The 24,958-nt window shown below is 52.5% G+C and carries 27 protein-coding genes, 2 tRNA genes and 1 pseudogene; 17 read left to right on the top strand and 13 right to left on the bottom strand.

Going from position 1 to position 24,958, the window contains the following annotated elements:
- Nucleotides 1–32: 32 nt before the first annotated feature.
- The 3 genes from LQZ21_RS03480 to LQZ21_RS03470 form a co-directional block, all read right to left on the bottom strand.
- Nucleotides 33–104: transfer RNA gene (locus tag LQZ21_RS03480), tRNA-Gly, on the bottom strand.
- Between the two features lie 164 nt (nt 105–268).
- Nucleotides 269–703 carry a PIN domain-containing protein gene (locus LQZ21_RS03475; RefSeq protein WP_411042776.1) on the bottom strand — a complete coding sequence of 145 codons (435 nt, stop codon included), beginning with the start codon at nt 701–703 and terminating at the stop codon, nt 269–271.
- Nucleotides 700–918, bottom strand: coding sequence for a type II toxin-antitoxin system Phd/YefM family antitoxin (locus tag LQZ21_RS03470; RefSeq protein ID WP_411042775.1), 219 nt, complete (start codon nt 916–918; stop codon nt 700–702). The genes LQZ21_RS03475 and LQZ21_RS03470 overlap by 4 nt, the downstream gene beginning before the upstream one ends.
- 353 nt (nt 919–1,271) lie before the next feature.
- On the opposite strand from LQZ21_RS03470, the gene LQZ21_RS03465 reads away from it, so the two are divergent.
- Both LQZ21_RS03465 and LQZ21_RS03460 read left to right on the top strand, forming a co-directional pair.
- The gene (locus tag LQZ21_RS03465; protein ID WP_411042774.1) at nt 1,272–1,580 is read left to right on the top strand and encodes a type II toxin-antitoxin system RelB/DinJ family antitoxin; all 309 of its coding nucleotides are present in this window, start codon (nt 1,272–1,274) and stop codon (nt 1,578–1,580) included.
- Nucleotides 1,573–1,989, top strand: coding sequence for a type II toxin-antitoxin system VapC family toxin (locus LQZ21_RS03460; protein ID WP_411042773.1), 417 nt, complete (start codon nt 1,573–1,575; stop codon nt 1,987–1,989). The genes LQZ21_RS03465 and LQZ21_RS03460 overlap by 8 nt, the downstream gene beginning before the upstream one ends.
- A gap of 311 nt (nt 1,990–2,300) precedes the next feature.
- Here LQZ21_RS03460 and LQZ21_RS03455 read toward each other — a convergent pair whose 3' ends face one another.
- A complete protein-coding gene (locus LQZ21_RS03455; protein WP_411042772.1) occupies nt 2,301–2,789 on the bottom strand; it encodes a type II toxin-antitoxin system RelB/DinJ family antitoxin in 489 nt (162 codons plus the stop codon).
- 247 nt (nt 2,790–3,036) lie between these two features.
- On the opposite strand from LQZ21_RS03455, the gene LQZ21_RS03450 reads away from it, so the two are divergent.
- On the top strand, nt 3,037–3,597 hold the full coding sequence (locus LQZ21_RS03450) for a DNA-directed RNA polymerase subunit alpha C-terminal domain-containing protein (RefSeq protein ID WP_411042771.1): 561 nt from the start codon (nt 3,037–3,039) through the stop codon (nt 3,595–3,597).
- 481 nt (nt 3,598–4,078) lie between these two features.
- On the opposite strand, the gene LQZ21_RS03445 is transcribed toward LQZ21_RS03450, so the two are convergent.
- The 6 genes from LQZ21_RS03445 to LQZ21_RS03420 all read right to left on the bottom strand — a co-directional run bounded on the left by LQZ21_RS03445 (nt 4,079) and on the right by LQZ21_RS03420 (nt 8,349).
- Entirely contained in the window at nt 4,079–4,846 is a 768-nt protein-coding gene (locus LQZ21_RS03445) for a tyrosine-type recombinase/integrase (protein ID WP_411042770.1), read from the bottom strand.
- Between the two features lie 176 nt (nt 4,847–5,022).
- Nucleotides 5,023–5,181: a hypothetical protein gene (locus LQZ21_RS03440; protein ID WP_411042769.1), complete on the bottom strand. Its 159-nt coding sequence runs from the start codon at nt 5,179–5,181 to the stop codon at nt 5,023–5,025.
- A gap of 275 nt (nt 5,182–5,456) precedes the next feature.
- A tRNA-Lys gene (locus tag LQZ21_RS03435) sits at nt 5,457–5,529 on the bottom strand.
- A 270-nt stretch (nt 5,530–5,799) separates the two neighbouring features.
- Nucleotides 5,800–6,606, bottom strand: a complete 807-nt coding sequence (locus LQZ21_RS03430) for a lysophospholipid acyltransferase family protein (RefSeq protein WP_411042768.1) — start codon at nt 6,604–6,606, stop codon at nt 5,800–5,802.
- Nucleotides 6,593–7,270 carry a beta-ketoacyl synthase chain length factor gene (locus tag LQZ21_RS03425; RefSeq protein ID WP_411042767.1) on the bottom strand — a complete coding sequence of 226 codons (678 nt, stop codon included), beginning with the start codon at nt 7,268–7,270 and terminating at the stop codon, nt 6,593–6,595. The genes LQZ21_RS03430 and LQZ21_RS03425 overlap by 14 nt, the downstream gene beginning before the upstream one ends.
- Entirely contained in the window at nt 7,267–8,349 is a 1,083-nt protein-coding gene (locus LQZ21_RS03420) for a methyltransferase (protein WP_411042766.1), read from the bottom strand. The genes LQZ21_RS03425 and LQZ21_RS03420 overlap by 4 nt, the downstream gene beginning before the upstream one ends.
- A gap of 317 nt (nt 8,350–8,666) precedes the next feature.
- Between LQZ21_RS03420 and LQZ21_RS03415 the strand changes: the two genes are divergently transcribed.
- The 9 genes and pseudogenes from LQZ21_RS03415 to LQZ21_RS03375 all read left to right on the top strand — a co-directional run.
- Nucleotides 8,667–8,939 (top strand): phosphopantetheine-binding protein, encoded by a 273-nt coding sequence (locus LQZ21_RS03415; RefSeq protein WP_411042765.1) that lies wholly within the window; start codon nt 8,667–8,669, stop codon nt 8,937–8,939.
- Nucleotides 8,936–9,184, top strand: a complete 249-nt coding sequence (locus tag LQZ21_RS03410; RefSeq protein WP_411042764.1) for an acyl carrier protein — start codon at nt 8,936–8,938, stop codon at nt 9,182–9,184. The genes LQZ21_RS03415 and LQZ21_RS03410 overlap by 4 nt, the downstream gene beginning before the upstream one ends.
- A 2-nt stretch (nt 9,185–9,186) precedes the next feature.
- Nucleotides 9,187–9,438 carry a hypothetical protein gene (locus LQZ21_RS03405; RefSeq protein ID WP_411042763.1) on the top strand — a complete coding sequence of 84 codons (252 nt, stop codon included), beginning with the start codon at nt 9,187–9,189 and terminating at the stop codon, nt 9,436–9,438.
- Between the two features lie 92 nt (nt 9,439–9,530).
- Complete coding sequence (locus tag LQZ21_RS03400) at nt 9,531–11,603, top strand: ApeI family dehydratase (RefSeq protein ID WP_411042762.1); 2,073 nt, start codon at nt 9,531–9,533, stop codon at nt 11,601–11,603.
- The gene (locus LQZ21_RS03395; RefSeq protein WP_411042761.1) at nt 11,600–12,352 is read left to right on the top strand and encodes a glycosyltransferase family 2 protein; all 753 of its coding nucleotides are present in this window, start codon (nt 11,600–11,602) and stop codon (nt 12,350–12,352) included. The genes LQZ21_RS03400 and LQZ21_RS03395 overlap by 4 nt, the downstream gene beginning before the upstream one ends.
- Complete coding sequence (locus tag LQZ21_RS03390; protein WP_411042760.1) at nt 12,349–13,368, top strand: lysophospholipid acyltransferase family protein; 1,020 nt, start codon at nt 12,349–12,351, stop codon at nt 13,366–13,368. Before LQZ21_RS03395 ends, LQZ21_RS03390 begins: the two co-directional genes overlap by 4 nt.
- Nucleotides 13,369–13,415: 47 nt before the next feature.
- Nucleotides 13,416–13,862, top strand: a complete 447-nt coding sequence (locus tag LQZ21_RS03385) for an acyl-CoA thioesterase (protein ID WP_411042759.1) — start codon at nt 13,416–13,418, stop codon at nt 13,860–13,862.
- The gene (locus tag LQZ21_RS03380; protein ID WP_411042758.1) at nt 13,859–14,542 is read left to right on the top strand and encodes an outer membrane lipoprotein carrier protein LolA; all 684 of its coding nucleotides are present in this window, start codon (nt 13,859–13,861) and stop codon (nt 14,540–14,542) included. Before LQZ21_RS03385 ends, LQZ21_RS03380 begins: the two co-directional genes overlap by 4 nt.
- A gap of 505 nt (nt 14,543–15,047) precedes the next feature.
- Nucleotides 15,048–15,734 (top strand): annotated as a pseudogene (locus tag LQZ21_RS03375) (MMPL family transporter); the annotation flags it as partial.
- Nucleotides 15,735–16,801: 1,067 nt separating this feature from the next.
- Here the strand turns inward: LQZ21_RS03375 and LQZ21_RS03370 are convergent.
- Nucleotides 16,802–17,596, bottom strand: coding sequence for a 4'-phosphopantetheinyl transferase family protein (locus tag LQZ21_RS03370; protein ID WP_411042757.1), 795 nt, complete (start codon nt 17,594–17,596; stop codon nt 16,802–16,804).
- A gap of 279 nt (nt 17,597–17,875) precedes the next feature.
- On the opposite strand from LQZ21_RS03370, the gene LQZ21_RS03365 reads away from it, so the two are divergent.
- From LQZ21_RS03365 to LQZ21_RS03345, 5 genes are read left to right on the top strand one after another with little or no spacing between them, the layout of a single operon-like run.
- Nucleotides 17,876–18,439, top strand: coding sequence for a DUF3261 domain-containing protein (locus LQZ21_RS03365; RefSeq protein WP_411042756.1), 564 nt, complete (start codon nt 17,876–17,878; stop codon nt 18,437–18,439).
- A complete protein-coding gene (locus tag LQZ21_RS03360; RefSeq protein ID WP_411042755.1) occupies nt 18,439–19,659 on the top strand; it encodes a beta-ketoacyl synthase N-terminal-like domain-containing protein in 1,221 nt (406 codons plus the stop codon). The genes LQZ21_RS03365 and LQZ21_RS03360 overlap by 1 nt, the downstream gene beginning before the upstream one ends.
- Nucleotides 19,660–19,662: 3 nt before the next feature.
- On the top strand, nt 19,663–20,157 hold the full coding sequence (locus LQZ21_RS03355) for a hotdog family protein (RefSeq protein WP_411042754.1): 495 nt from the start codon (nt 19,663–19,665) through the stop codon (nt 20,155–20,157).
- Between the two features lie 10 nt (nt 20,158–20,167).
- Nucleotides 20,168–20,896 (top strand): 3-oxoacyl-ACP reductase FabG, encoded by a 729-nt coding sequence (gene fabG / locus LQZ21_RS03350; protein ID WP_411042753.1) that lies wholly within the window; start codon nt 20,168–20,170, stop codon nt 20,894–20,896.
- A gap of 19 nt (nt 20,897–20,915) precedes the next feature.
- Nucleotides 20,916–22,154 (top strand): beta-ketoacyl-ACP synthase, encoded by a 1,239-nt coding sequence (locus LQZ21_RS03345; protein ID WP_411042752.1) that lies wholly within the window; start codon nt 20,916–20,918, stop codon nt 22,152–22,154.
- Nucleotides 22,155–22,255: 101 nt separating this feature from the next.
- Here LQZ21_RS03345 and LQZ21_RS03340 read toward each other — a convergent pair whose 3' ends face one another.
- A complete protein-coding gene (locus LQZ21_RS03340) occupies nt 22,256–23,515 on the bottom strand; it encodes a Glu/Leu/Phe/Val family dehydrogenase (protein WP_411042751.1) in 1,260 nt (419 codons plus the stop codon).
- Nucleotides 23,516–23,640: 125 nt separating this feature from the next.
- Complete coding sequence (locus LQZ21_RS03335) at nt 23,641–24,945, bottom strand: aminotransferase class I/II-fold pyridoxal phosphate-dependent enzyme (RefSeq protein WP_411042750.1); 1,305 nt, start codon at nt 24,943–24,945, stop codon at nt 23,641–23,643.
- Nucleotides 24,946–24,958 lie beyond the last annotated feature (13 nt).

The following is a 24,958-nucleotide window of genomic DNA, read 5'->3' as shown; positions in this document are numbered from 1 at the left end:
AAACCGTTATATTCCGGGCTTTTGCTGTATAAAGCGGGAAACGGGAGTTGGACCCGCGACATCGACCTTGGCAAGGTCGCGCTCTACCACTGAGCTATTCCCGCAAAAATCTCTTTTTTGCTCATTCCTTACAAAACCGTAAATTACATTCGTCTATACTATATTAAGGAGTATATTCATCTGTCAAGAGGAAATTGATCGGAAAAGTGATTTTTTTTCAAAATACCATGATTTTTGTCTATTATTGGACAGAAATAGTCCAATAATATTATCCATTTTCCGCCTCATTCCCCATAAATTGCCGGAGAAACCGGGTCGGACTTATAACCGGGACCGGTGAATGGGTAAAGTCTGTTTCATTTTGGGTAACGATATAATCCGCCTTTTCCCGTTTGGCGATAGCGGCAATCACCGCATCCTCAAAGTCAGCAATGGGGAACGTCAGAGCGGTAGTAATATCGCCAGCGGTAGTGTCGCAAATACTTATAAGTGCGGTAAGCCCTATTATCTTCTCCTTGACTTTTTGGGCGTCATGGAGACTTCGGCTGATGATGTAATACACATCGGTAACCGCTCCGGCGCTCATAAACGCTTCCAGCCTTTCCTGTCCGGCAAGTTGTATAAGTCGGTATGAATCCCGGAAAAACCCTTCCCGCTGTTCCAGAACATCTATAATAACGTTGGTATCGATGAGAACCTTCATTGACGGGACAGCCGCTCTTTTTTGGCTTCCTCAAGGCTCACGGGGTTATGGGCGGTAATCCCCACGAGGCTGTCAAGAATAGCTTGTTTGTCCCGGATCGGACTGGATAGTTTGGCAACGATTTTCCCATTTTTGGTGATGAACACATCATCTTCGGATGCGACGTTCAGATAGCGTCCTATATTCGTCTTTAATTCGGTAGCAGTTATAACCATTATAATCTCCCTATACCGGACGCTTTAATCCTATCAAAAACGTGCGATTTTGTCAATATAAAACGGTCATAATTATACGGTATTTCCTATCACCCTCTATGTCTTCAGGGTACGGGGTATTAAACCAGACTTTCGAATAAAGTCTAAAAGTAAATCGGTCTTTATAGAAGAATATCAATAGAACTTAAGCCATACCAAGCGAAGAAAATCAGGGAAAAACACCAAAATGCTACAGTTTTGTGCTACGTAGGTTCAGACAGGCTCTAACAGGATAACACTATTTTAGGCAAATACTATTGCTATTGTATTGACAATAGCAGGATTTATGGTTATCCTTATTTTAGGAGGATTTTATGACAAACGCTACGATTCAGATCCGCACCGATGCCGAAGTTAAGGAAGCGGCGGATTCCATTTTTAACCGGCTGGGGATAACCATGTCTGACGGTATCAACATCTTTCTCCGGCAGGTTCAGATTCATCAGGGGTTTCCCTTTGAGGTCCGCTTAAACCAGCAATCCTTTAGCGGAAGCAAAGCGGAAATCGTTGAGGAACGCATTGCCTATATCCGCAGTATGCACGGAAAATTTAAAGATTGCAAATTTTCCAGCGATCAGCTTTTTGAAGAGCGACGACGCGATAAGGAACGTGAAAATGCGTAATGGCTACGTTCTTGACGCTTGTGCCCTGATTGCCTACCTCAAAGACGAGGAGGGTTGGGAAGCGGTACAGGATCTACTGGAACGCGCCGGGCAAAACGAGGCAGCCCTTTTAATGAGTAAATATAATCTATTAGAGGTTTACTATGGTTTTTATAGAGAATCCGGAAAAAATCGAGCCGAACAGGTCCTTGAAATAACGGCAAATTTACCTATTCAAATTATTGAGGAATTAGACGATACCGTCTTTCGGGAGGCAGGCCGGCTCAAAGCCTCTTACGATATTTCGCTTGCGGATGCTGTGGCGCTTGGACTTGCATCGGCCAGCGAAAACCCGCTGGTGACCTCAGACCATCACGAGATTTCCGCTCTTGAAAAGGCTGAAAACATCACTATTCACTGGTTCAGATAAGCATTTATAAGTAAAGAGTAATAATAATTTGTCGTCTCCTATGCTTATATGCCAACTTGATATAAGCAATAAGTTATATATTATTACTATTGAGCCAGTTTCAAAATCCTTTAAAAGTTCAAAGACCTCCCGCAGGGAAGGCTGGGGAGCGATGATGTACTGCAGAATATCATCCGGTGAATATCCCGGTTTATCAAGGAGAGCATACAAATCGGTAATCGTTTCCCGGACCAAGGTGCAGTCTGGTATATCCTCATTCATCAGAATAGGATAGGTCCGTTGAGGGAGCAAACTTTCAGGGTATCGGATCATTAAAAAAGCTCCAGTGTTTCGGCTATCCCGGCAAGATCACAATCTTTGACAAAAAGTTTACCCTTCTGTCGGGACAGGATAAACACCGTTTCCGGTTCTTCAAAATTATAGTCAATGACATACTTCTCGCCCTTAATGTTGAGCCGGACCTTAACCGCATTCTCATAAAAGGTTATATGCGGTTCTGTAAGCGGACCTAGTCCCCGCAGTGCTTGTAGGAATGGCTCTACCTTGGCTATGGCAAGATCGGCATGGTCGTTGACGGCCTTGTACCGCCGCAAGGCGTCAATAAGGGCGTCATCCTCCGTAATCTCATTTCCGGTCGGTTTTTCCCTCGGCACGGTCAGCGCAAAAGGAATTCCGCCGCGCATTATCGACTGACGGAGGAACAGATTGATTGCCTCCGACATGGTAATACCGAGTTGACTAAAAAGCGCCGTAGACGCGGCTTTGGTCTGGTCATCGGTTCTGAACTGTATGGTCGGCATGGTTTGGCCCTCCTCACTATAAGGTACTGCCTATTGATTCAAATGTCAATACATTGTAGGTAATAGTGCAGGTATTAATGAAATCGCCATTATTATTTAAAAAAGAGTCAATACGTAATGCGTAATGTAGCACAAAAATCAAATTCAGGGTATAATAACAAGACGTATAAGAAACGCTACGGTGTCTTTGTACCCCATATTCCTACATTTTAGTAGGTTTAAGGAGAGGCTTTCTGGCTATAAATTTATGGAAGAAGTCCCCATTGTTTCCAATGCCCAAGAAGATGACTCAGCCACCATTACTATCTTTTCGCCAGAGACGCCTATATCGAGACTTGGTTTTTCCCAACGTTCTCTTAATGCCCTCACCAAAAGCGGTTACAATACTGTCGCCCTGCTTCTCACTCTAGACGAAGATGCGTTAAGGGCCATCGAGAACTTCGGCAAGAAAAGTGTAAAAGAAATTCGTATCGTTCAGGAGCGGTTACAGCGACAGACCAAAACGATGGTAGATGACCGCCTCGAAAACATGAATATTCCGGACTGTCGCTTTGTTTATACCAAGGAGATTTCTAAAAATTGGCAGGGTGTTCCTTTGACGAGTACCGCTGTTGTTATAGCGCTTATCGGTTCAACGAGGACGGAAACAGGATTGACGGTCAGGTGTGTTCTTGACGAAAACGAATATGAAACCGGTTTGAAAGTCGCGGATGATGACTTTGGCAAGATAAACATTTCCGCCGCAGCCTTTCACGGAGAGTGGAACTATACCATTTCTCCCAATAACCAAAGTGGAAATGTTATTTAGTAACATTTCCTTAGATCAACCTTGGCCGGGTACTCGGTTATGTCGATGCGGTTGGGTATTTTGGAACCCCGGGATTGCTTTCCGAAAGGCCGTTTATGCCGTTTTTTATGGCCTTTGACCAGGTATTTTATGAGATCCCACCGTCGTGAATCAGATGGGATCCCACATAGGCTTTGACCAAGGGATTAGCCAGACGGTCCTTCGCGTGGCTGCGGCGGGAGCGGTCTTCGGCCCGTCGTTGGGCTCTATTTCCCCGATATTTGACCTTGTTCCCGGGCGATAGCGATCTCCTCCCGCTCGGCGAGGGACAGATGGGTATAACATTTTTCCTGATTTGCGCTAGACTTAACCATAACGGCATTACTCCTTTTTGATGAGGTTGGGGTAAACACCATCATAAGGTTTTTGCCGTTTTTTGCAGCCCTTGTATGGGGCGGCTATAGCTACCCCATACAAGGGCTACAGGGCTAAGTGTTGCACTTCAGAGTTTATATTTCTTTTCTCCCGTCGCCATCGGTATGAATGACAATATCTTGGCCTGTACTGCTTTCCGCAGTTGTTCTCCCCGGTCATCGGTCATGTGGTCGTAGTGGTCGGTCATCTTCTCATCCAAATGACCGGTCTGGAGCCGCAGGATGTCGTCAGATACCGTTCCCCGGATGGTGCTGTTGAAGAAATGCCGGAAACCATGGAAAGACAGATTCCGTATAAAAATGGTGTTTCGCCGGGTATCTATGTCATCAAGCCGTAATGCCGTAACTTCGCTTATCCGTAAACCGGAGATGGAGACCAAAATTGAGGCGATTTTGCTGCGCTCGTCAAGCCATTCAATTCGGAATAATCCTTCCAGTTCAGCAGGTGTAAGAATACCCCGTTCCTGGGTGTCTTCACGAAGCATCGTAATACCGTCAGCGGGATTCCGGGGGAGTATTCTTAAACGTACCGCTTCCTTAAGTGGTTTTTTTATCACCTTCATTACCTGGTTGATGGTACTTTTTGAAAAGCCATTTTTGGGGTCAATATCTCGGCGGGGAAAAGAACGCATGAATTGTTCCAGTAAAACGGTTGTCACATCGCAGAGCAGGATGTCCTTAAAATAAGGCTCTATGTGGAGCTTTATTCTGGTTTTACAACAGTCTACATACCGCCTGCCGATACGTTCTCCCCGCTCAAGCCTGTCCTGAACGTAGTGGCCGTTCCAATCCCAAAAACGGTAAAGATAGGCGACAAAACCTTCCCCGGATGACATTTGCGCATTGGTTACCTGGGAATAAAAGAGTTTGATGATTTTCCCATCGTCGTGGGCTTCACCTTTCCTGATAACTTCACAATCTTCAAGTATTTGCCGATAGCCCCGATGAGGCGGTTTTTCGTTGCTCGCAGGTCCTTTTTTTGAGCTACCGACACACCTTCGGCAAGCCATTTTTATACAAGGCGGTTTGCGGCGGCTTTGGTTGTTTGACCGGTAGAACGACCACTGGTGTAGGATTGAGTCTCATCATCCCAAAAACGGACATACCAGATGGTCCGGGAACCGGTTTCCCGCTTGTAAATACTGTAAGAATTACGCGTAATTTCCTGCATTTTGAACACCTCTCACCTTCATGCTACAGTGAGTGCTACACTTAAGTATAACCATTCAAAATGCTACGGTCAACCTTTTGCTAATTCTTTACAGATAAGGAATTAACTTTGAGCCGCGCAGGGAGCGCCCTTCGTTCGCAAACATCCTTTTTGCTCACTACGGGCCGGGGTTCGACCCTGATGGCGCCATCCTTGGCGCCTTTTCCTCCCGCAGGTCGGCGGGCCGAACCCTTCGATCCCTGCGCACCGTATACAAACATAATTACTTTTAACTTTGAGCCGCGCAGGGATCGAACCTGCGACCCGCAGATTAAGAGTCTGCTGCTCTACCAGCTGAGCTAGCGGCCCAAAACACCGTCCGGAGACTGCCGCGCCGCTATCAACCCTCAAGGCCGGCAGAGTTCAAACCTGCGGCTTACGGATTCGAAACCGGCTGCCGTTAACTAGTATCTAGCCGATATTCGGACTAGTAAGGCTGTTTCAAAACCAACCGGGTTTTGAAACTCGGTACTGTTTATACACCATACAAAAAAGTCATTGATCCGTCAAGACCCTTTTAACCTATTTTGACCGTTTTTTCCGGATACGACAAAGTCCTGCCCCGGCCTATCATCACGGTCAATCCCCCTGATCCGGCAGGTTACGGGTGGCTAGAAAAAAATTCCGTATATCCTCGGTTAATTGCCGTACCGCCCGGGGCGCGGGCATGGCCCCATAGGTTTCGGGAAGTAGTTCCGCTCCCCTCCGGATGTGGTACCGGTATTTGTCCCGGTGATTGAAGGCCGTCCAGGGGTCCCGCTTCCCCAAGCCATATTTGTCATTTCCCCCGATATAAATCGGGATAATACCCCGCCCGGAACGCAGGGCCAAACGGGAAGCCCCTTTTTTTAGAACAATCTCACCGGTTCGGGGGGTACGGGTCCCCTCGGGGAAAAAGATAATGGTATTTCCCTGGTTAAGGGAATTGATACAGGCTGCCATCAGGTCCTCAAAATCAAGGGAATTGGGGATGTAGAGCTGCCGGATAACCCCCCGAACAATGGTATGGGACAGGGCCCCCCGGACAATACAATCCGCGTTGGGAATAAGGGAGATGAGCATCACCACATCCAGGAGGGATGGATGATTGGCGACGACGATTTTTGCATTAAGCCGCCTGAAAAATTCCCGGTCATCCACTACCAGTTTTACGATCCCCAACAGATCCATGAGCTTCGTAAAAAAACGAAAGGATCGGGAAACAAAAGACCGTGCATGGGTCCGGAATTTTTCCCGGGGGTGTACCCAGAGCCGTAACACCGGAAAGACCACCACCACAAGAAAGAGCGTACCTAAACCGAATATAAAAAAGGAAAACCATTTTGCCGCCACCCGGTAGATGTAGAGGGGCCGGTTAACAATTGGGGGCATGTCAGGGGGAGCCATAGGGCGCCTCCCGCTGTAGCAGGGACCGCAAAAAATTCTCCGGGGATGTCCCGTCCGCCGCTTCCAGGGGAAGGGCGCCCTCCGAGTTTCGGGAGGAGAGGATGGCCCCCAGGGCCAGGGAGCCGTTCTCCCGGGGACGGAGGGGTCCGTATTCTTCCGGCGCCGATTCATCGGCATAAACCAGGACCATGCGTTCCGTGTCACCGGCAGATACCGGGGCCGCCGCGGCCCAAAGCCCCGTCGTAAACCGCCCCTCCCCGGGATATATGGCGGTGTAGCCTGCCCGCAGGTTCAGGGCGATGGTGGCCAGGGCCACCGGGGTGTTGAACACCGACAGGGAAAAAACCGCGGGCCGCACCGTATGTTCCTCTATCAGCCCTTGATTGATCCGCAGTTGCTGGGTAATTTCTCCCCGGAATGAAAAAAACAGGATCTTCGGATCTTCCCCCGGGAGAAGGAGATCGTGGAGTACCTGAATGGTCATCCGGCTTACCAGGCTCAGGCGGCGGCGGAATAGGGGATCGGTGAACTCCAGGGCAGGACCTTCCCCCGCACCGGGGATCTCCCGGTTGTCCGCCGCCCACTCCTGCCAAAGCTCCAGGCGGTCCAGCCCGGGAGCCCAGGCGCTGAACCGGGAGACATAGAGGGGGGATACCGGGCTCATGGGATCTTCCGGTAACGGAGCAGAGAATAGTTATTGGAACCCAGATCGTGCCGGGCGGATTGCAGTTTGAACCCCGCGTTTTCCACCGCCGAATTGAGTACCGCGAAGGAGTACATTTTGCTTGAACCATTAGCCATGCAGGTAAAATAGAGGGATATCGCCCGGAGGGAATAGGCGGAGGCCTCGAACCGCTGCTTATCCAAGAGGGGTTCCAATACGTAGACATCCGTATCCGGCGACACGGCGGCCCGAATCTTCCCCATGATGATACCTATTTGCTCCGGGGAGAAACAATCCAAAAACTGGCTCATCCAGATCACCTCGGCCCCCGGGGGAAGGACGGTTCCGGCGTCCAGGATATTACCGGGATAGCAGGAGATCCGTGTCCCAAAAGCGGCGGCGTTTTTTTGGGCCACCGCGATTTGCTCCGGCAGGTCTATGATGGTAACTGCCACGTCCTGGTCATAAGCACAGCAGGCAATGGCCCATTTGGCGGTATTTCCGCCGATATCAAAGAGACGGCGGGGTTTGGTTTCAAATACCAGCGGGAGGGCTTCGGGGAAGGCGATATCCGAATAAAAATGATCAAAGTTGAACCAGCTTTCCCGGGCCCGATGGGGGAGGGAAGCGAGGGCATCGTAAATCGTGGCCCACCGGTCGCCGAATATGGAAAGCCCCCGGGGCTTACCCTCCTGTACCGATTCCTTGAGCTTAAAGGCCCCCTGGTAACACACATCATTTACAAAATTAAAATTGGCGATGGTCATATCGTCTTCCAGAAGGAACCAACCGATCTTCCCCAGGATAAATTTCTCCTCCTCAGGCGGTCCGTCGGCGGTATCGGCGCGGAGTTTAAGCACCCCCAGGGCCAGGGCCATTTCAATCAAAACCCCCACGCCGTATATCGGCAGGCCGCTTGCCGCCGCCGCTTCCTCCCGGGTCAAGCCGGTATCCCCGGCATCGGATATTTTCCGCAAAACCCCTAATTCCCGCAGGGCTCTGACCGCCTGAAAACTTATGGGGGCAAAACATATTTTTTGGGCCTCAAATTTCGCATCTACCGCCCGAATAGTATCCATTGTATAGTTTTGTATATCCATGGAACCGCCTTTATGAAGCTGGTACAAAAAATTTGCGTTTTGGCATACGCTTACCGAACAATACTATAGATTTGTCCCCTTTTTTTGTCAATTCAAGGTACCGAATACGGTCAAGTCCCCGGCCAAGGCCTTTCCGGTAAAACCCGTTCCCCAGGTCAAATTTTTGAGGAAGTCATTTGACATTGTTTCTTTTTTTAGGTATATTGAGATTTTATATATATTGAGGCTGTTTCAAGATCCGCTTGAGTTTTGAAACGGGCTTTATCCATTCATACTGATTTTGTGGAGGAGTAGCAGTGAGCGATCTTAAGTTACAGATAAAAGAATTGATAATCAATGCCCTGGAACTTGAGGATATAAAGCCTGAAAACATCAACAATTCGGCGCCGATTTTTGGTGAGGGATTGGGATTGGATTCCATCGATGCCCTGGAGTTGGGGGTAGCCCTGAAAAAACGTTTTGGGGTAAAATTTTCCGCGGAAAGCGCGGATAATAAAAAACATTTCGCATCGGTGGATGCGCTGGCCGCCTATATAAGCGAGGCAAGCTCCGGGAGTCCGGCCTTATGAGCAAGGACGATCTTTTCGTTATCATAAAGGATATTTTGGTTCAAGAATTTTATCTTGAACCCGCCGTGATCACCCCCGAAGCATCTTTGGCAGCGGATCTTGACCTTGATTCCATTGATGCGGTGGATCTGATTGTCAAAATGAAAGATTATACCACCGATAAGATCGAGCCGGCCCAGTTTAAAAATGTTAAAACCTTGCAGGATGTGGTGGATGTTCTCTTCCCCCTGATCAAGGTTTCATAATCATGGTTAAGGGCGCCAAAATTTTTTTGTATATCCAGGCGGTACTGTATCCCCTGGTGATGTTTTGTTGTTTGGTCTTCTTTAAACTCCCTCCGCGGGTCGTGGCGCTGTTTGTGGGTTTCATCGCCCTGGGTTATTTTTTATCGGTTTCGGCGAAAAAAAAAAGTCTCCGGGGGTTCTCTTACCGCCCGGGAGCTTACCGTCCCTGGGCGCTTCCCTCCTGCTGCTCCTCCTGGGTATCCTCTGTTTTGTAACCAATTCCGCGCTTTTTTTAAAACTTTACCCCGTATTTATTAACGGCGCCCTTTTTATTGCCTTTTCCCTTACACTCCGGCTCCCGCCGTCCATGATCTTCCGGTTTGCGGTTTTGTGGGATAAGACCCTCCGGGGGGCCCTGGCGGAAAAACGGGTGGAAGCTTATTGCCGGAAGGTAACTCTGGTCTGGTGCCTTTTTTTTATCATAAACGGGGGAATCGCGGCGGCTACTGTTTTTTTTGCCTCCGATGTCCTGTGGTCTTTATATAATGGTGGAATTTCCTATATATTTATCGGTATATTATTTGGGGGTGAATTGATGGTTCGTAAAAGGGTCGATAAAAAAATGCCCCGGGCTGTTCCCCTATCGCGGATGAGCCCCGATTCCCGTCCCGTTGATACGATACTATGCTATGACGGAACCTTTACCGGGGGGAGCTATAAAACCTGGGGAGATTTTCTTGCAGATACCGCCCGGCTGCGGCGGTTTATCGGTACCCAGGGGGTGGAAAAGTGGATCCTCCACGCCGAGGACTGCTGGTTTTTTCTGGCCGCCTTTACCGCCCTGCTCCAATGCAAAAAACAGATTCTCCTCACGGCCAATATTTCGGAGGAGTACATCGCCGAGATCCGCTTATCCGGAACCGGGGTTTTGACGGATCAGGATATGGCCGATTCCTTTTCCCTTCCCACCTTGCTGGCCTCCGTCGGCGATCCGGTCCCGCCGGAATCACCCCCGGCCATCAACCGGGACGAAACAGTGCTCATGATGTACACCTCGGGGACCACCGGGAAGCCCAAGGTCGTGCAGCAGCGGCTGACGGAATTTGAAATCGACAACGCCTTTATCCTCTCAAAATGGGGGGAGGAATTTTTGAGCCGCAAGGTCTGTTCCACCGTCAGTCAGCACCATATTTACGGGCTTCTTTTTTCTATTCTTTTGCCCTTTACCGCCGGCGTACCCTTCCGCCGTTTCCGGATAAAGTATCCTGAGGAGCTGGAAACATTAACCGACGATACGTATATGATCATCACGGTTCCCGCGTTTTTGAAACGCGCCGTGGAGGCCGCGGAACCGGAAACAAAGCGGAGTTTCCGGCTTCGTTCCCCCTGGATCTTTACCTCCGGCGGCGTCCTGGACCCGGATACGGCGCGGAAAACCGACGAGGTTCTGGGATTTTGGCCCCTGGAAGTGTACGGCAGTACCGAAACCAGCGGTATCGCCTTTCGGCAGTCCAAGAACGGCCTTGCCTGGACCCCCTTTGATAACGCCCATATAACCCTTAATGAATCGGGTTGCCTTGTGATCCGGTCCCCCTATATCAAGGACCCTGCAGGGTTTACCACCGGGGATTTGGCGGAGATCCTTCCCGACGGCTGTTTTTTCCTCCAGGGACGGGCCGACTCAATCGTTAAAATTGAGGAAAAACGGATCTCCCTGCCGGAGGTGGAAAACCGCCTCTTGCAATCCGGTCTTGTGGCCGATGCCTCGGTGCTGGCCATGGCGGATAAGCGGCAGTATCTGGCGGCGGCCCTGGTCCTAAACCCGGCGGGGATCGAAAAGTTCCGTAACACTGAAAAATATCTAATCAACCACTATTTTCGGGAGTATCTTTCACGATTTTTTGAGCCGGTGGTGATTCCCCGGCGCTGGCGGTATCTCGATGCCTTCCCCATGGATCCCCAGGGGAAGAAGAAACGGGACGAAATCCAGGCCCTGTTCGCACGGCAGGAATCGGCGGAGTCCGCGGAAGCGGTGGAGCCTGCAACGGAGCCTGGGGCTTTGCCGTCCATCCATGGGCTGTCCTGTCTGCGGGTACTGGATCAGACCGATACCTCGGTGACATTGGAGTTTGAGTTTTCTTTGGAGCTTGATTATTTTGACGGTCACTTTCCGGAATTTAAATTACTCCCCGCGGTGGCCCAGCTTGAATTGGCCGTGCGCTTTGCCGACCGGTATTTTGCCACCGGGATAACCTTGGCCGGGACCAAGCGGCTCAAATTTTCCGCTATGATCCGTCCCGGTTCCCGAGTCTTCCTGAAATTGCGGCAGGATCCTAAAAAAGGAACCTTGCATTTTACCTTTACCGGTCCTGATGACACAATTTATTCCACCGGCCTCCTACTGTTTTCCAAGGCCGATTCCCGGGAAACGGTCCCATGAGACAGGGTTATCTTATCCCGGTATACAACCATGGTAAAACAACGGGGCCGCTGGTGGAAGCATTGTTGCAGCAGTGGGACCTTCCGGTGATCCTGGTAGATGACGGCAGTGATGGGGAAACGAAGGCATACCTCGCGGATATTGCCGGGGCCTTTTCCTCGGTGGTGCTGGTGACATTGGATAAAAACCAGGGGAAGGGGGCGGCCCTGTATGCGGGTATCGACCGGGCCCGGGAACTGGGGCTTACCCATCTTTTGCAGATCGACGCCGACGGCCAGCATGATCCGGGGCAGGCGGCCTTTTTCCTGGAGGAGTCCGCGAAACATCCGGAGGCGGCGATCTGCGGTTTCCCCGTATTCGATGGATCCGCTCCCCTAAGCCGGGTCAAAGGCCGGAATATTGCCAATGTCTGGACCCGGATAACGACCCTTTCCGGGAATATTCCCGATGCCATGTGCGGGTTCCGGGTATATCCGGTGGAGACCCTGTGGCGTCTTAGCCGCCGGTACCACATGGATCCCCGGATGGGGGCGGATATTGAAATCCTGGTCCGCCTGGTCTGGTGGGGGGTTCCCCTTTTTTTCCATCCCGTCCGGGTAGTGTATCCCCCGGATGGAATTTCCCATTTTCACCTGGTTCGGGATAATATCCGGATTAGCCTGGTATTTTTCAGACTTTTTTGGGGGATGCTCCTCAGGCTGCCGATGCTGATTTACCGCCGCTTCCGGGCCCCTGGGGGGAGCCCATGAAGGCCCCGGTATTTTCGGTAAATTACTCCGGAGAATCCGCGTCCCTGCCCCGGCATTGGTCGGAGCATAAGGAACAGGCCGTGGGTTATTGGCAGGTACGGCTCCTCCTCCTCCTTTTCAGGCTGTTGCCGGTTTATTTTTTACGGTTCCTCGCCTTTCCGGTGGGTTTTTTTTATTATATTTTCTCCAAAAAAGGCCGGGATGAGTCCCGCCGGTACCTTAAAAAAGTCGCCGCCTTTAAAAGGGGGGATAAAAAACCGCCCCGGAGCCCGCTGCGGCATATTCTCGCCTTTTCAATAACCCTGGTGGAAAAGGTTGAGTCCTGGGGGGGAAAATTTTTTTTGGATCGGGTCCATTTCCATGATGATGATATTCGGGATCTGAAAAACCGGCTTGAAAGCGGGGAGGGGGCCTTCCTCATCTGTTCCCACCTGGGAAACGCCGAACTCCTGCGGGCCCTGGCGGGTTTTAACCGTACCGGAGTCTCCCGGGAGATCCCCGTAACTTCCGTGATGGAGGGATCCGTAACCGCCCATTTCAACCGGATGTTACGGGAACTGAATCCCCAATCGGAGATCCGTACCGTTGATGCGCGAAATTTCGGCCCGGATACGGCGGTTTTGCTCCAGGATCGGCTGGCAGCGGGGGAGCTTGTGGTGATCGCCGGGGACCGGACCTCAATTAACACCCGGAACAAACATTTTCTTTTTCCTTTTTTAGGGGAAGCCGCGCCTTTTGCCTATGGCCCCTTTTTTCTCGCCGCCCTGCTGAACGCTCCCGTTTATTTTGTGTTTGCCCTGCGGCGGAAGGACCTGTCCCTGAAATCGGAATACGATATGCTGGTTCGTAAAAGTACCGTCTCCTTCGACGGGCCCCGAAAAGAACGGGAGGATAGGATCCGGGAACTTGCCCGGAATTTCGCGGCAACCCTGGAGGAGTACTGTAAAAAATACCCCTATCAGTGGTATAATTTTTATGATTTTTGGGCGAAACCGGAGGACCATACCGGTGTTTAGCGGGGCAGCAGTCCCCTTCCGAATAAATTTTTCGTGAGGTGTATCCTATGAATTCCCGGAATCTGACCGCCGAAGTGGAATGTACCGTAGAATTTTATGACGTGGACCCCATGGATGTCGTCTGGCATGGTAATTATGTAAAGTATTTTGAAAAGGCCCGTTGCGTCCTGTTGAATAGGATCGGTTACGGTTACCGGGAAATGAAGGCTTCGGGATATGTTTTTCCGGTGACTGATATTTCCCTCAAGTTTATAAAACCCCTTCGTTTTGGCGACCGGGTACGGATCAAAGCGATCCTGGATGAATATGAAAACCGTATTAGAATAAAATACGAGCTTTCCCGCCCTGAAACCGGGGAAATCACCACCAAGGGAATAAGTACCCAAATGGCCTACCATATCGCCACCCAGGATTCCTGCTTTGTCTGTCCCCGGTTTTTTACCGATAAGGTAGAAACCCTATTGGCGCAGCTTGAGCCGGAGGGTTCCCCATGAGCCGTCTATGCTTCCGTCCCCTTTGCAGGATCCTCTCCGGCATCTTCCTGTTCATCGGCTTCGCGGGGAGTTCCCTTGGCGCCCAGGAGTTTTCCGAAGAGGTTTTCCGGCATCCCCTTTCCCCGGCGGCCCTGTCCCGGTACCGGGAGATAAATACGATCCTTTCGGCCCATCCCCTGATAAAGGGGGAGTTTACCCAAAAAAAGACCCTGAACCGGCTAAAACGTTCCCTGGAATCGGGGGGGACCTTTATCATTGACGCGGAACGGGGTATGGTCTGGGAAACCCTCAGGCCCTTTCCCTCCACCATGGCGGTGGGCCGGGATTATCTTATCCAGTGGAGTCCCGGGGGAAGGAAAACAAAACTCGATGCCCGGGGAAACGAAACCTTTTTACAGCTTGCCGAAACCATCAGCGCTGTTTTTTCCGGGAGTACGGAAAAGCTGCTGGATAAGTTTGATAATTATTTTATTGAGGCAGACGGAACCTGGACAGTGGGATTGGTACCCGGAGAAAAGAACCTCCGTTCCTTTGCCCGGCGGATCATCCTCCAAGGGGATTCGGTTATCCGGCAAATCACCCTCTACGAACAAAACGGAGATACCATTCACTATGAGTTATCCGGTCATATTTTTCCCGGAGCCTTAGATCCCCGTGAAATTGCCCTCTTTTCCCTTTAAGGGGAACCATTCCTTTTTCCCCGGCCTTTGGCTTCTGCTGCACCTGGGTATCGCCCTTGCCCTGCTGCTATCCCTTGTTTCAGGCGCGCCGGTAGGGGTCAACACCGATCTTTTTGCCATCCTCCCCGGTTCCGCCTCCTTAAAATCTGTGGCCGCCGCGGATAAAGTCCTGGGCTCCAGGACCGGCCGGGGGGTCTACATCCTCGTGGGGAGCGGGGATTTTGCAGAGGCCAGGGACGCCGCCCGTCGTTTGTATCAGGACCTGGCGGATTCCCCGGTTTTTGAAACTATCGCCTTCTATGTGGACGATACCCTTTTAACGCAGTTTTCAGACTACCTCCACCGGTACCGCTATGTTCTCCTGGACCGGGAGACCCGGGAGCTTCTGGAGAACGGCCAGGCCCAAACCGTCGCCGAAGAGGCCCTGGCTTCGGCTTTTGGGTCCTTTACCTTGACGAGCCTGGACACCATTGACCGGGATCCCTTTCTTTTGGCTGATCGGGGGATGAAAAACTTCCTCGCCTCGGCCCTGGTTTCAAGCGGCGGCCTTTCTCTCCGGGATGAGGTGCTTGCCGCCCGAGCGGGGGATACCTGGTATGTGCTGATCCGGGGCAGCCTTTCCTCCGGGGGGATATCCCTGACCAACGAGAAGAGCGGGGTGGAGCAAATATACGCCGCCGCCGCCGCGATCCGGCGGCAAAATCCCGCTGTGGAATTCGTCTATTCCGGGGTACCCTTCCATAGTTACGCCAGTTCCTCCGGGGCGCAGCGGGAGATATCCCTGATCAGTACCATCACCTCCCTTATCATTCTTATCCTGTTTGCCCTTGTCTTCCGCTCCCTTCTGCCCATGGCGGTAACCCTGTCGTCCGTGGGCCTTTCACTATTGGCCGCCACCGGGGCGGTGTTACTTTTCTTCCGGGAGATCCATGTGCTGACCTTCGTATTTGGCACTACCCTTATCGGCATGGGGGTGGATTATTCGGTCCATTATTTTATTCACCGGAAGGGAAATCTTGCCCTGAAAACAGGCCCCTTAATCCGTTCCCACATACGGCGGAGTATTACCATGAGTTTGGTTTCTTCGGAAATATGTTTTGCCCTGCTCCTATTTGCTCCTTTTGCCATACTCCGGCAGTTTGCGGTATTTTCGATAACCGGTTTGTTCAGTTCGTTTTTATCGGTTTTTTGTTTGTATCCTTTGTTAAAAAACCCTCCCCGGGAAAAGCGTTTTATCTTCCGGTTTTTACGGGTCCCCGGTATCACCCCCCTGACCAGGGTAGTGCTGCTTGCGGGAATAACCCTTACGGCGCTTACCATGCTCTTGAGCAATCGGGAGAAGCTGCGGGTAGAAAACAACATCGGCGGATTGTATACCATGCCGGATTATCTGGCGGAATCCGAAAGAACCGCCGCTTCGGTTTTGAACTACGGTTCGGCCCCCTGGTACTTTATCGTTTCCGGGGAAAGTCCCGAGGAAGTGCTGGAACATGAAGAAACCCTTGCCGCCGCCCTTGCCGGGGAAATCGCCGGGGGGAATCTTTCTTCTTATCTGGCTACCTCCCTCTTTATTCCGTCCGTCAAGACCCAACAGCAAAACTATGCCGCGGCAGCGGCTTTGCTTCCCTGGGCGGAGCGTCAGTTTGAGTACCTGGGTTTTCCCCCGGAGACGGTGATTGGTTTCCGGGAGGAATTTGATCGGGCCCGGGATCAATTTGTTTTTCCCGAAGGGGACCTGCTCCCCTATCTCGCGGACCTTATCGCCAATTTGTGGATAGGCCCGGTGGAGGGGCGGTATTATTCCTGTGTTTTGCCCCGGCATATAAAAAACGAGGACCGCTTTAGGGCAATCGCCGCGGAGATGGATTTTGTTTTTTTGGTAAACAAAGTTGAGGACATCAGCCGGGATCTGGACGCGCTGACCCGGACCATGCTGCTGCTTTTCACCGCGGCGTTTTTTATTGTCGCCCTGGTGATCCGGGTTTTTTATTCCCCCCGGGATACGGCGCGGATCTGCGTGGTCGCGGCCCTGGTGGTCCTGGTTACCGTAAGCTTCCTGGCCATGGCGGATATTCCCTTAAGCTTTTTTTCCGTGACCGGCCTAATTTTGGTATTCGGTCTGGGCCTGGATTATATGTTCTATATGCGGGGGTCTCCCGCTTCCCCAAGCCGGCCCTTGACGGCGCTGGCGGTTCTCCTCTCCTTTGTAACCACCGCCCTATCCTTCGGCGCCCTCAGCCTCAGCTCCTTTACGCCGGTTCATATCTTTGGCCTGACGGTTTTTATCGGCCTTTCCGCGGCCTTTATTTTGGCGATGCTTTTGAGCGGCAATTTTTCCCGAGAAAACCACCGCAGTTCAGGCTCCGTAGCGGGGTCAAGTTCGTCTCGTTCCCGGCATACCGCCAGGGAATAGGTGTTCCCGGCCGGATCCCCGGTTTCGTATAAAAAAAACTCCAGGTCCCGGCCGTCCCCGGATGCTCCGGAGAAAAAATACGCTTCCCCCGGTTCTCCCCGGTCTTGGGACGCTTCCGGCAGGATTTCCCCCCCGCTTTCCCCGTCAAAACTAAAAACCGGAGAGCGGCATAGATCAAAAACAGAAAGCCCCCGGAGCTTAAGGTACGCTTCTTTTAATACCCAGAGCCGGTAAAAAAAACAGAGCCCGTCGGCCCCGGCCGCGGCAAGAACCTCTTGTTCCGGGGGATGAAAAAAATGGGCCCCTATTTCACGGTATGCCTTTTTAGGCTGTTGGTACTGAATGTCGCAGCCGGTACGAAACCGCCTGCCCGGGAAGGAACCGAGGTAGGAAACCGCCACCGCCCGTTTCGAGTGGCTTATGCTAAAATCCGCGTGGCGATCGGCAAAATAGGGCCTGCCCCCGGTTTCGGTCAAAATAAGGCTTTCCGCTCCCTTGGTTACCTCCTCCTGTCCAAGCCCCGGGGCCTTGCTTTTTCCGGCCCGCAGGTCAAGTTCCCGGAGGATTCGGCGGCCTTTCTGCCCCCTATATTCCGGGTTTTGGTTTGACCCATAGGATAATCCCAGGTAAAATATAGCCATAATTTTTATACTAAATAACCCACTATCTTTTCTTAGCCATGAAGCTCATACCAGATTTTCATGTGATGAATAGACATCCCGGCCTTGGGATAATTCACCTTTGTTGACTGTGCTTGCGCTCCGGGGATGATTTCTGTTATAGTTTCCATAATGAGCGCATCCTGCTTTGGTCATGGTTATTCTATCTTACCAGGTTCCGCTCGCTTTTTCTATATCCTGGTATGGTTTTGCCCTAGGCTGGAAACAACCTCACAAATACTGGTTTTGGGGTAGTATGGTATGCGCATCGGTTTGCTTTTGTTGGTATTTTTATTGGTTTCCTGTGTTACTCCCCCCCCTGAATCTCCCTATGCGCCGGTATACCTCACCAAAAAGGCCTGGTATACCCTGCTTCCCCCTGGTGATATCGAGGTCCCCATGGACCTGGGTCAGCATATTACCGGAACTTATGGGGAGCAGGAATTCATCCTGGACGCGTGGACCGAAGCGGACGAGAACCGGGTAACCATGGCCTTTTTTAATACCCTGGGGGTCAGCATGGGGGATCTTTCCTTTAATGAAGGGGGGCTTTTTTTTTCATCGGCCTTCCTCCCCCCCCAGATCAGCGCCGAATATATTTTGGCGGATTTTCAGTTTTGTTTTTACCGGGCCGAGGCGGTGGCAAAGGCCCTGAAACGGGCGGGATTGACCTTTACGGTGGAAAAAGCCGTGGACGGGACCGGAGAAGTCCGAACCATATATGAGGGGAATACCCGTATCATCAGGATAGAAAAGGGGATTTCCACGGTGGTCTATACCAATTACTTCCGCCGTTACGCCTATACCCTGGAAGAGGTGCGGTGATGCCCAAACAGGCGCCGGTGTATCTTTCCGCCCCGGGACTACTCTGCTGCGCCGGTGACCGGGGGGACCGGTTCTTTGCCGCCGCCCAACAGGGGGATCGGCGGGGGATGGTCCCCTTTCCCCTTTTCGGCGGTTCCGATTCCTCCGGGGAACGGTCCTTTTGGGCGGGGCGTATCCCCGATGAGTTTTTTCCTCCCGCCGGAAATGTCCGGGAGGAGTCCCGGATCTTCCGTATCGCCGACACCGCCCTGGAACAGATCCGTCCCGAGGTGGAACAGGTTGTGGCGGCCTATGGTCCGGACCGGGTGGGGGTTTGTATCGGTTCCTGCGATAACGGTTCCGCGTTATCCTTGGAGGCTCACCGGGCCTATTTTACCACCGGCCGTTTTCCGGAAAACTATGCACTTCGTTATCAGGGGGCGGCTTATCCCGCGGAGTATATTGCCCGCCGCTTCGGCCTGGCCGGTCCTGTTTTGACGGTTTCCGTGGCCTGTGCTTCCGGCGCCGGGGCGATCAGCCAGGGGGCGGTCCTTATCCGGGGAGGGTTTTGCGACGCGGTGATTGCCGGGGGAGTCGACATCGTTTCCCAGACCGTGCTGCTTGGTTTTGATTCCCTGGAGGCGGTATCGGACGCCCCCTGTAATCCCTTTAGCAAGAACCGGAACGGGATTACCCTGGGGGAGGGGGCCGCTTTTTTTGTACTTTCCCGGGAGTTCCGGGGGGTTCCCATCACCCTCTTGGGGGTCGGGGAAAGCGCCGACGCCTTTCACATAACCGCTCCCCGGCCGGACGGCGGGGGGGCGATCCGGGCCATGAAGGATGCCCTGGCCGATGCCGGTATCGGGCCTGGGGATGTGGGGTACCTCAATCTCCACGGTACCGGAACACCCCTCAATGACGCCATGGAAGCCCTGGCGGTGGCGGCGGTTTTTCCCGATGCCGCCGCGGGTCCCCCGGTAAGCTCTACCAAGTCCATCACCGGGCACACCCTCGGCGCGGCGGGGGCCCTGGAGCTGGCCCTCTGTTGGCTGGCCTTGTCCACCGCCGGGGAGTGGCTGCCGATACCGGTCCATGTTTGGGACGGGGTATACGATGAGGATCTGCCCCTTCTTCGTTTTGCCGGCAGGGGTACCATGGTGGAGGATTTACGGATCTGTATGAGCAATTCCTTTGCCTTTGGAGGGTGTAATATCAGTTTAATTATCGGAAGGGAGGATTAGGGTATGTCCCAGGATATGGATATAGCCGGAATTATCGAAGGGGAAGAACTTTGTTCCCTGCTTCCCCACCGGGGGAAAATGTTTTTATTAAGCCGGATCAGAACCTATGACAAAAAGAAACACCATCTTTCCGCCGAATATGACATCGGTCCTGATTGCCTCTTTTACGATCCGAAATTCGGGGGAATCCCCTCCTGGGTCGGTATTGAGTGTATGGCCCAGAGTATTTCCGCCCTGTCCGGGATCATCCGCCGGGATGAGGGGAAAAATCCAAAACCCGGTTTTATTATGAGTATTTCTAATTTGGAACTGGCCGTTCCTTTTTTGTCTTCCGGTACTGTCCTGCGGACCTATGTCCGGGAAGATTACCGGCTGGATGCGGTGTTTTCGTATATGTGCGAAATGTCCGGAGAGGACCGTTCGGGTTCTTATCCCGTAGGGAGGGCGAACATGATGGTGATGGACGCGGGTGATAGTTCCCGCTGGGAAAATTTATAATATGGTTACGATGGAAAATAAAAAGTCTGTATTGATCACCGGCGCCGGTCGGGGCATAGGACGGGCAATCGCCCTGGCGGTTTCCGGCGCGGGGTACCGGGTGATAGCCCATTATCACCAAAACGAGGGGGCCGCGGAAACCCTGGCCGGGGAAATCCGTTCCCGGGGCGGAGAAGTAACCCTATTGTCCTTTGATATTGCCCGCCGGGAGGAATGCCGGGAAAAAATCGAGGCGTATATCGAAGCCGAAGGCGTGCCCTGGGGGATTGTCTGTAACGCGGGGATCAATGCGGATAATGCCTTCCCCGCCATGTCCGGGGAAGAATGGGATCGGGTGCTCCATACCAACTTGGACGGGTTTTTTAATGTCCTCCATCCCCTGATCATGCCCCTGTGCCGAAAAAAGCGGGGACGGATCATTACCCTCGCATCGGTGTCGGGGATCATCGGGAACCGGGGGCAGGTTAATTACAGCGCATCCAAGGCGGGTATTATCGGCGCCACCAAGGCTCTGGCAATGGAACTGGCGAGCCGGTCCATCACGGTAAACTGTATTGCCCCGGGGATTATCGAAACCGATATGATCCGGGACGCGCCCCTGGATATGATCATCCCCGCCATTCCCCTGGGGCGTATAGGCAGGCCCGAAGAAGTGGCGGCGTTGGCGGTATTTCTCCTCTCGGAATCCGCTTCCTATATTACCCGGCAGGTTATTTCGGTGAATGGCGGGATTGTGTAAATACCATAAGGGGGAAGGAATGAAAAAACGGGTGGTTGTTACCGGGGGCGGCGTGATAAGCGCCCTGGGTTCGGATTGGCAGACTATTTTGGCAAAACTCAAAGCGGGGAAAAACTGTGTCCGCCGGATGGACGAATGGGATAAATATCAACGGATGAATACCCGCCTCGCGGCGCCGGTGGATTTTGAGTTCCCCGAATATCCCCGAAAAAAAATCCGGAGTATGGGCAGGGTAGCCCTCCTTGCCCTGGCGGCCACTGAAAACGCCCTGTCCGTGGCGTCCTTTGCCGATTCCCCGGAGCTCTCCCAGGGACGCTGCGGCGTTGCCTACGGTTCTTCCATGGGCAGCATTGATTCTCTGCTTGGTTTTTACAGTATGCTCATCTCCAACAAGGTAAAGGATATGAACGCCACCACCTATATTAAATCCATGCCCCAGACCTGCGCGGCGAATATCGAAGTTTTTTACGGATTAACAGGCCGGCTTATCACCACCAACACTGCCTGTACCTCCGGCAGCATGTCCCTGGGTTACTCCTACGAAACCATACAAAACGGCATCCAGGACCTGATGATCGCCGGGGGGGCGGATGAACTAAGCGCCGCGGACGCCGCGATTTTCGATACCCTCTTCGCGGCCTCCGTAAAAAACGACACCCCCGGCCTGACTCCCACCGCCTACGATGCCAAACGGGACGGTCTGGTTATTGGGGAAGGGGCGGGCACGATGATACTGGAGGAGTATGAACATGCCATAAACCGGGGGGCGCGGATATACGCCGAACTGGTGGGTTTTGGTACCAATACCGACGGAACCCACATTACCAATCCCAATCGGGCTACCATGGGGGGCGCTATGACCCTGGCCCTAAAGGACGCCGGACTTTGTCCCGAGGACATCGGTTATGTGAACACCCACGGTACCGGTACCACTGCCGGGGACATCGCCGAAACCTGGGCGACCTTTGACGTGTTCCGCCGCCCGATTCCCGTGAGTACCCTGAAAAATTACATCGGTCATACCCTGGGCGCCTGCGGGTCGATTGAGGCCTGGGTTTCCATCAATATGATGAACGAAGGCTGGTTCATTCCCAACATCAATGTAACGGAAATTGATCCCCAGTGCGCACCCCTGGACTATATCGTCGGGGAAGGCCGGGAACTGGAGACCGACTACATCATGTCCAATAATTTTGCCTTTGGCGGTATTAATACGTCCCTGATTTTTAAAAAAGCAGCGGCGGTTTCAAAACCTTAGGGAAGCTCCGGAAACCCCGGCGGGGTCTCCGGAGCGCGTTTCATTTAGAAGCGTTTATTGGTTCGCGGGGGAACAGCAGGCGGTCAGGACTCCCCTAAAAACTACGGGAACACCCCCCGGATCTTCTTTGCCTTGGCCAGCTTGGAAATAGCCAGCATATAGGCGGCGATACGGAACGTGACCTGGTGTTCCTTTACGATCTCCAGGACCTGACCGAAACTGCGGATCAGGATCTTCTTCAGGGTATCGTTGATCTGGCTTTCTTCCCAGGTGAGCTCCTGGATGTTTTGTACCCACTCAAAGTAGGATACGATTACGCCGCCGGCATTGGCGAGGATGTCCGGCAGGATGATTATCCCTTTTTTGCTCAGAACGGCGTCCGCCTCCACGGTGGTAGGACCGTTGGCCCCCTCCACAATGTATTTGGCCTTCACCGAACCGGCGATGTCCTCGGTGATTTGGTTTTGCAGGGCGCAGGGAATCAATACGTCGCAGTCACTGGTCAGTAGTTCCGTATTGGAGATTTTTTTGACCCCGGCGGCGCTATACCCTTCCAGCGTTTTTTTGTGGGCATCCAGGTACGCCTGAATGTCGGGGATGTCCAGGCCATCGGCCTTATAAACACCGCCGGATACATCGCTGACTCCGACGATCTTATAGCCCTGTTCATAGAGCAGCCTTGCCGTGACTCCGCCCACGTTTCCCATGCCTTGTATCGCGACCCGGGTACCCTTTTCGGGTATATTGAAGTGTTTCAGGAGCTCCCCGGTTACGACACTTACCCCCCGGCCCGTTGCTTCGGCCCGTCCCAGGGAGCCGCCGATATCGATGGACTTACCGGTAACCACGCCGGGGACAGCATACCCGTGCAGCATACTATAGGTATCCATGATCCAGCCCATGATCTCCGCGTCGGTATTCACATCCGGTGCGGGGATATCCTTTTCCGGACCGATGATCGGCAGGATCGACGTGGTAAAACGCCGGGTCAAACGTTCCAGCTCTCCCCGGGACAGCTTTTTCGGGTCCACCTTGACCGCGCCTTTGGCGCCGCCATAGGGCAGGTTTACCACCGCGCATTTAAAGGTCATCCATGCCGCCAGGGCTTTTACTTCGTCGATATCCACTTCCTCGTGGTAACGGATACCTCCCTTACAGGGCCCCCGGCTGCTCGAATGCTGTACCCGGTAGCCTTCAAAAACCCTGATGTCGCCGTTGTCCATTTTAACCGGAATAGAAACTTTTAATTCCCGTTCGGGATATTTTATCGCTTCGTAATCATTCCGGGATAAACCAAGTTTTTGAGCGGCCGTTTCCAGAACCTGGAGCATGTTGTCGTAGGGATTGTAATTGTTTGCCATATAGTATTCTCCTTAAAAAATATATGAGGCGGTTTCAAAATGCCGGTCCGCCAGGACCATGGTCTTGAAACCGTACCTTTAGATTTAAATGAGAAAGCCCGCTGCTGCGAAAATTAGTCCGCTGATCATCCGGCCAGTTCTTCGGCCGCCCGGTAAATAGCGGTGTATACTTCATTGATATCCTCGTCGTCAAGAGCGGAAAAAGCGACCCGTAAGGTTTGTTCGTTTATCGCAATGGTTCCCACTCCGTAACCGTACAGTAATTTCTGCCGCAACGATTCCGCATCAATATTTTTGCATTTGAAACTCATGAAATAGCCGGAATTAAACGGCATGGGTTGTAACAGGGGGTGTGTTTTTTTGGCATCTACCAGGGCCCGTACCTTCTTATAGCGGGCTTCTATGATATCGCGGTAGGCGGTTTTTTCTTTTTGCAGGGTATCCCCCGGCGCGGAGTACATTTTTTGCAATAAATTTTGGACCACCGTGGACGAGCAGGAGATGGTGGAACGGATAACGGCCATGGTTTTTTTTATAAGGGCATCGTAATGGGCGCCGGATAGGTTTTTGCCCCCAAAGGTAACAAAACCGCAGCGCATACCCCAGGCAAAATCTTCTTTGGTAGCACCGTCGACTTTCGCGGCCAGTACGTTTTCATGGATATCCGCCAGATAGGCAAACAGGGACTGGGGCTCTACGTCCTCCTCAAAACGCAGGCCAAAGTAGGCATCATCACAAATTACCAGCACTTTGGCGCCCTTTTCCGCGATACCCCTGAGGATCCCGCAAATTTCTTTTGCTTCCCCCACGGTAGGGGAATAGCCGGTGGGATTATGGGGGAAATTCAAAATGATACGCACAAAACCTGTTTTTTGCGCTTCCTCGGATAAGGCCGCCCCGAGGGCGGACAGATCGATGCCGGCCTCGTTAAACATATCCACCGGCCGCAGGCGGGCATTGTGCCTTGCCTCCGCCATTAGTATATAATTATCCCAGGAGGGATTTGCCGCCATAAGGGTTTGTCCTTCATCTAAAAACAGATCCCCCAGGATGCTTACCCCCGCCGTTAATCCGGGGGTTACCACCGGCAAAGAAATGGCGGAATTTCCCAGGGCAGGATTTTTACGCCGTATTTCGGCGGCCCAAATATCCCGCAAGACCGGGAGCCCCGCCGTGGGGGCATAGGCAACAATTTCACCGGCATTCATCCCGGGCAGTTGTTTCCCCAAGGCCGGCAGCATCAGGGGCGTTTTTTGTTTGACCGCGATACCCAGGGTACCGTCCGCTAAACTGCTGAACTGTTTGGCCTCGGCGCCCTGGGCGATTATCCCCTTCGGGAAATAAAGCCGTCTTCCCATAGCGGAAAGCAGGGCCCCGGGGGTGGTGTCCTCCAATACCCTATTTAATTCCTGGGCTAATTCATGTTCCATATTTTTTACTCCT

It is taken from the genome of Treponema sp. TIM-1 (assembly GCF_046533115.1).
Taxonomy (GTDB): domain Bacteria; phylum Spirochaetota; class Spirochaetia; order Treponematales; family Breznakiellaceae; genus JAIRMO01.
The sequence above is the reverse complement of the archived record's forward strand: the minus strand, read 5'-3'. Positions and strand labels throughout refer to the sequence as shown.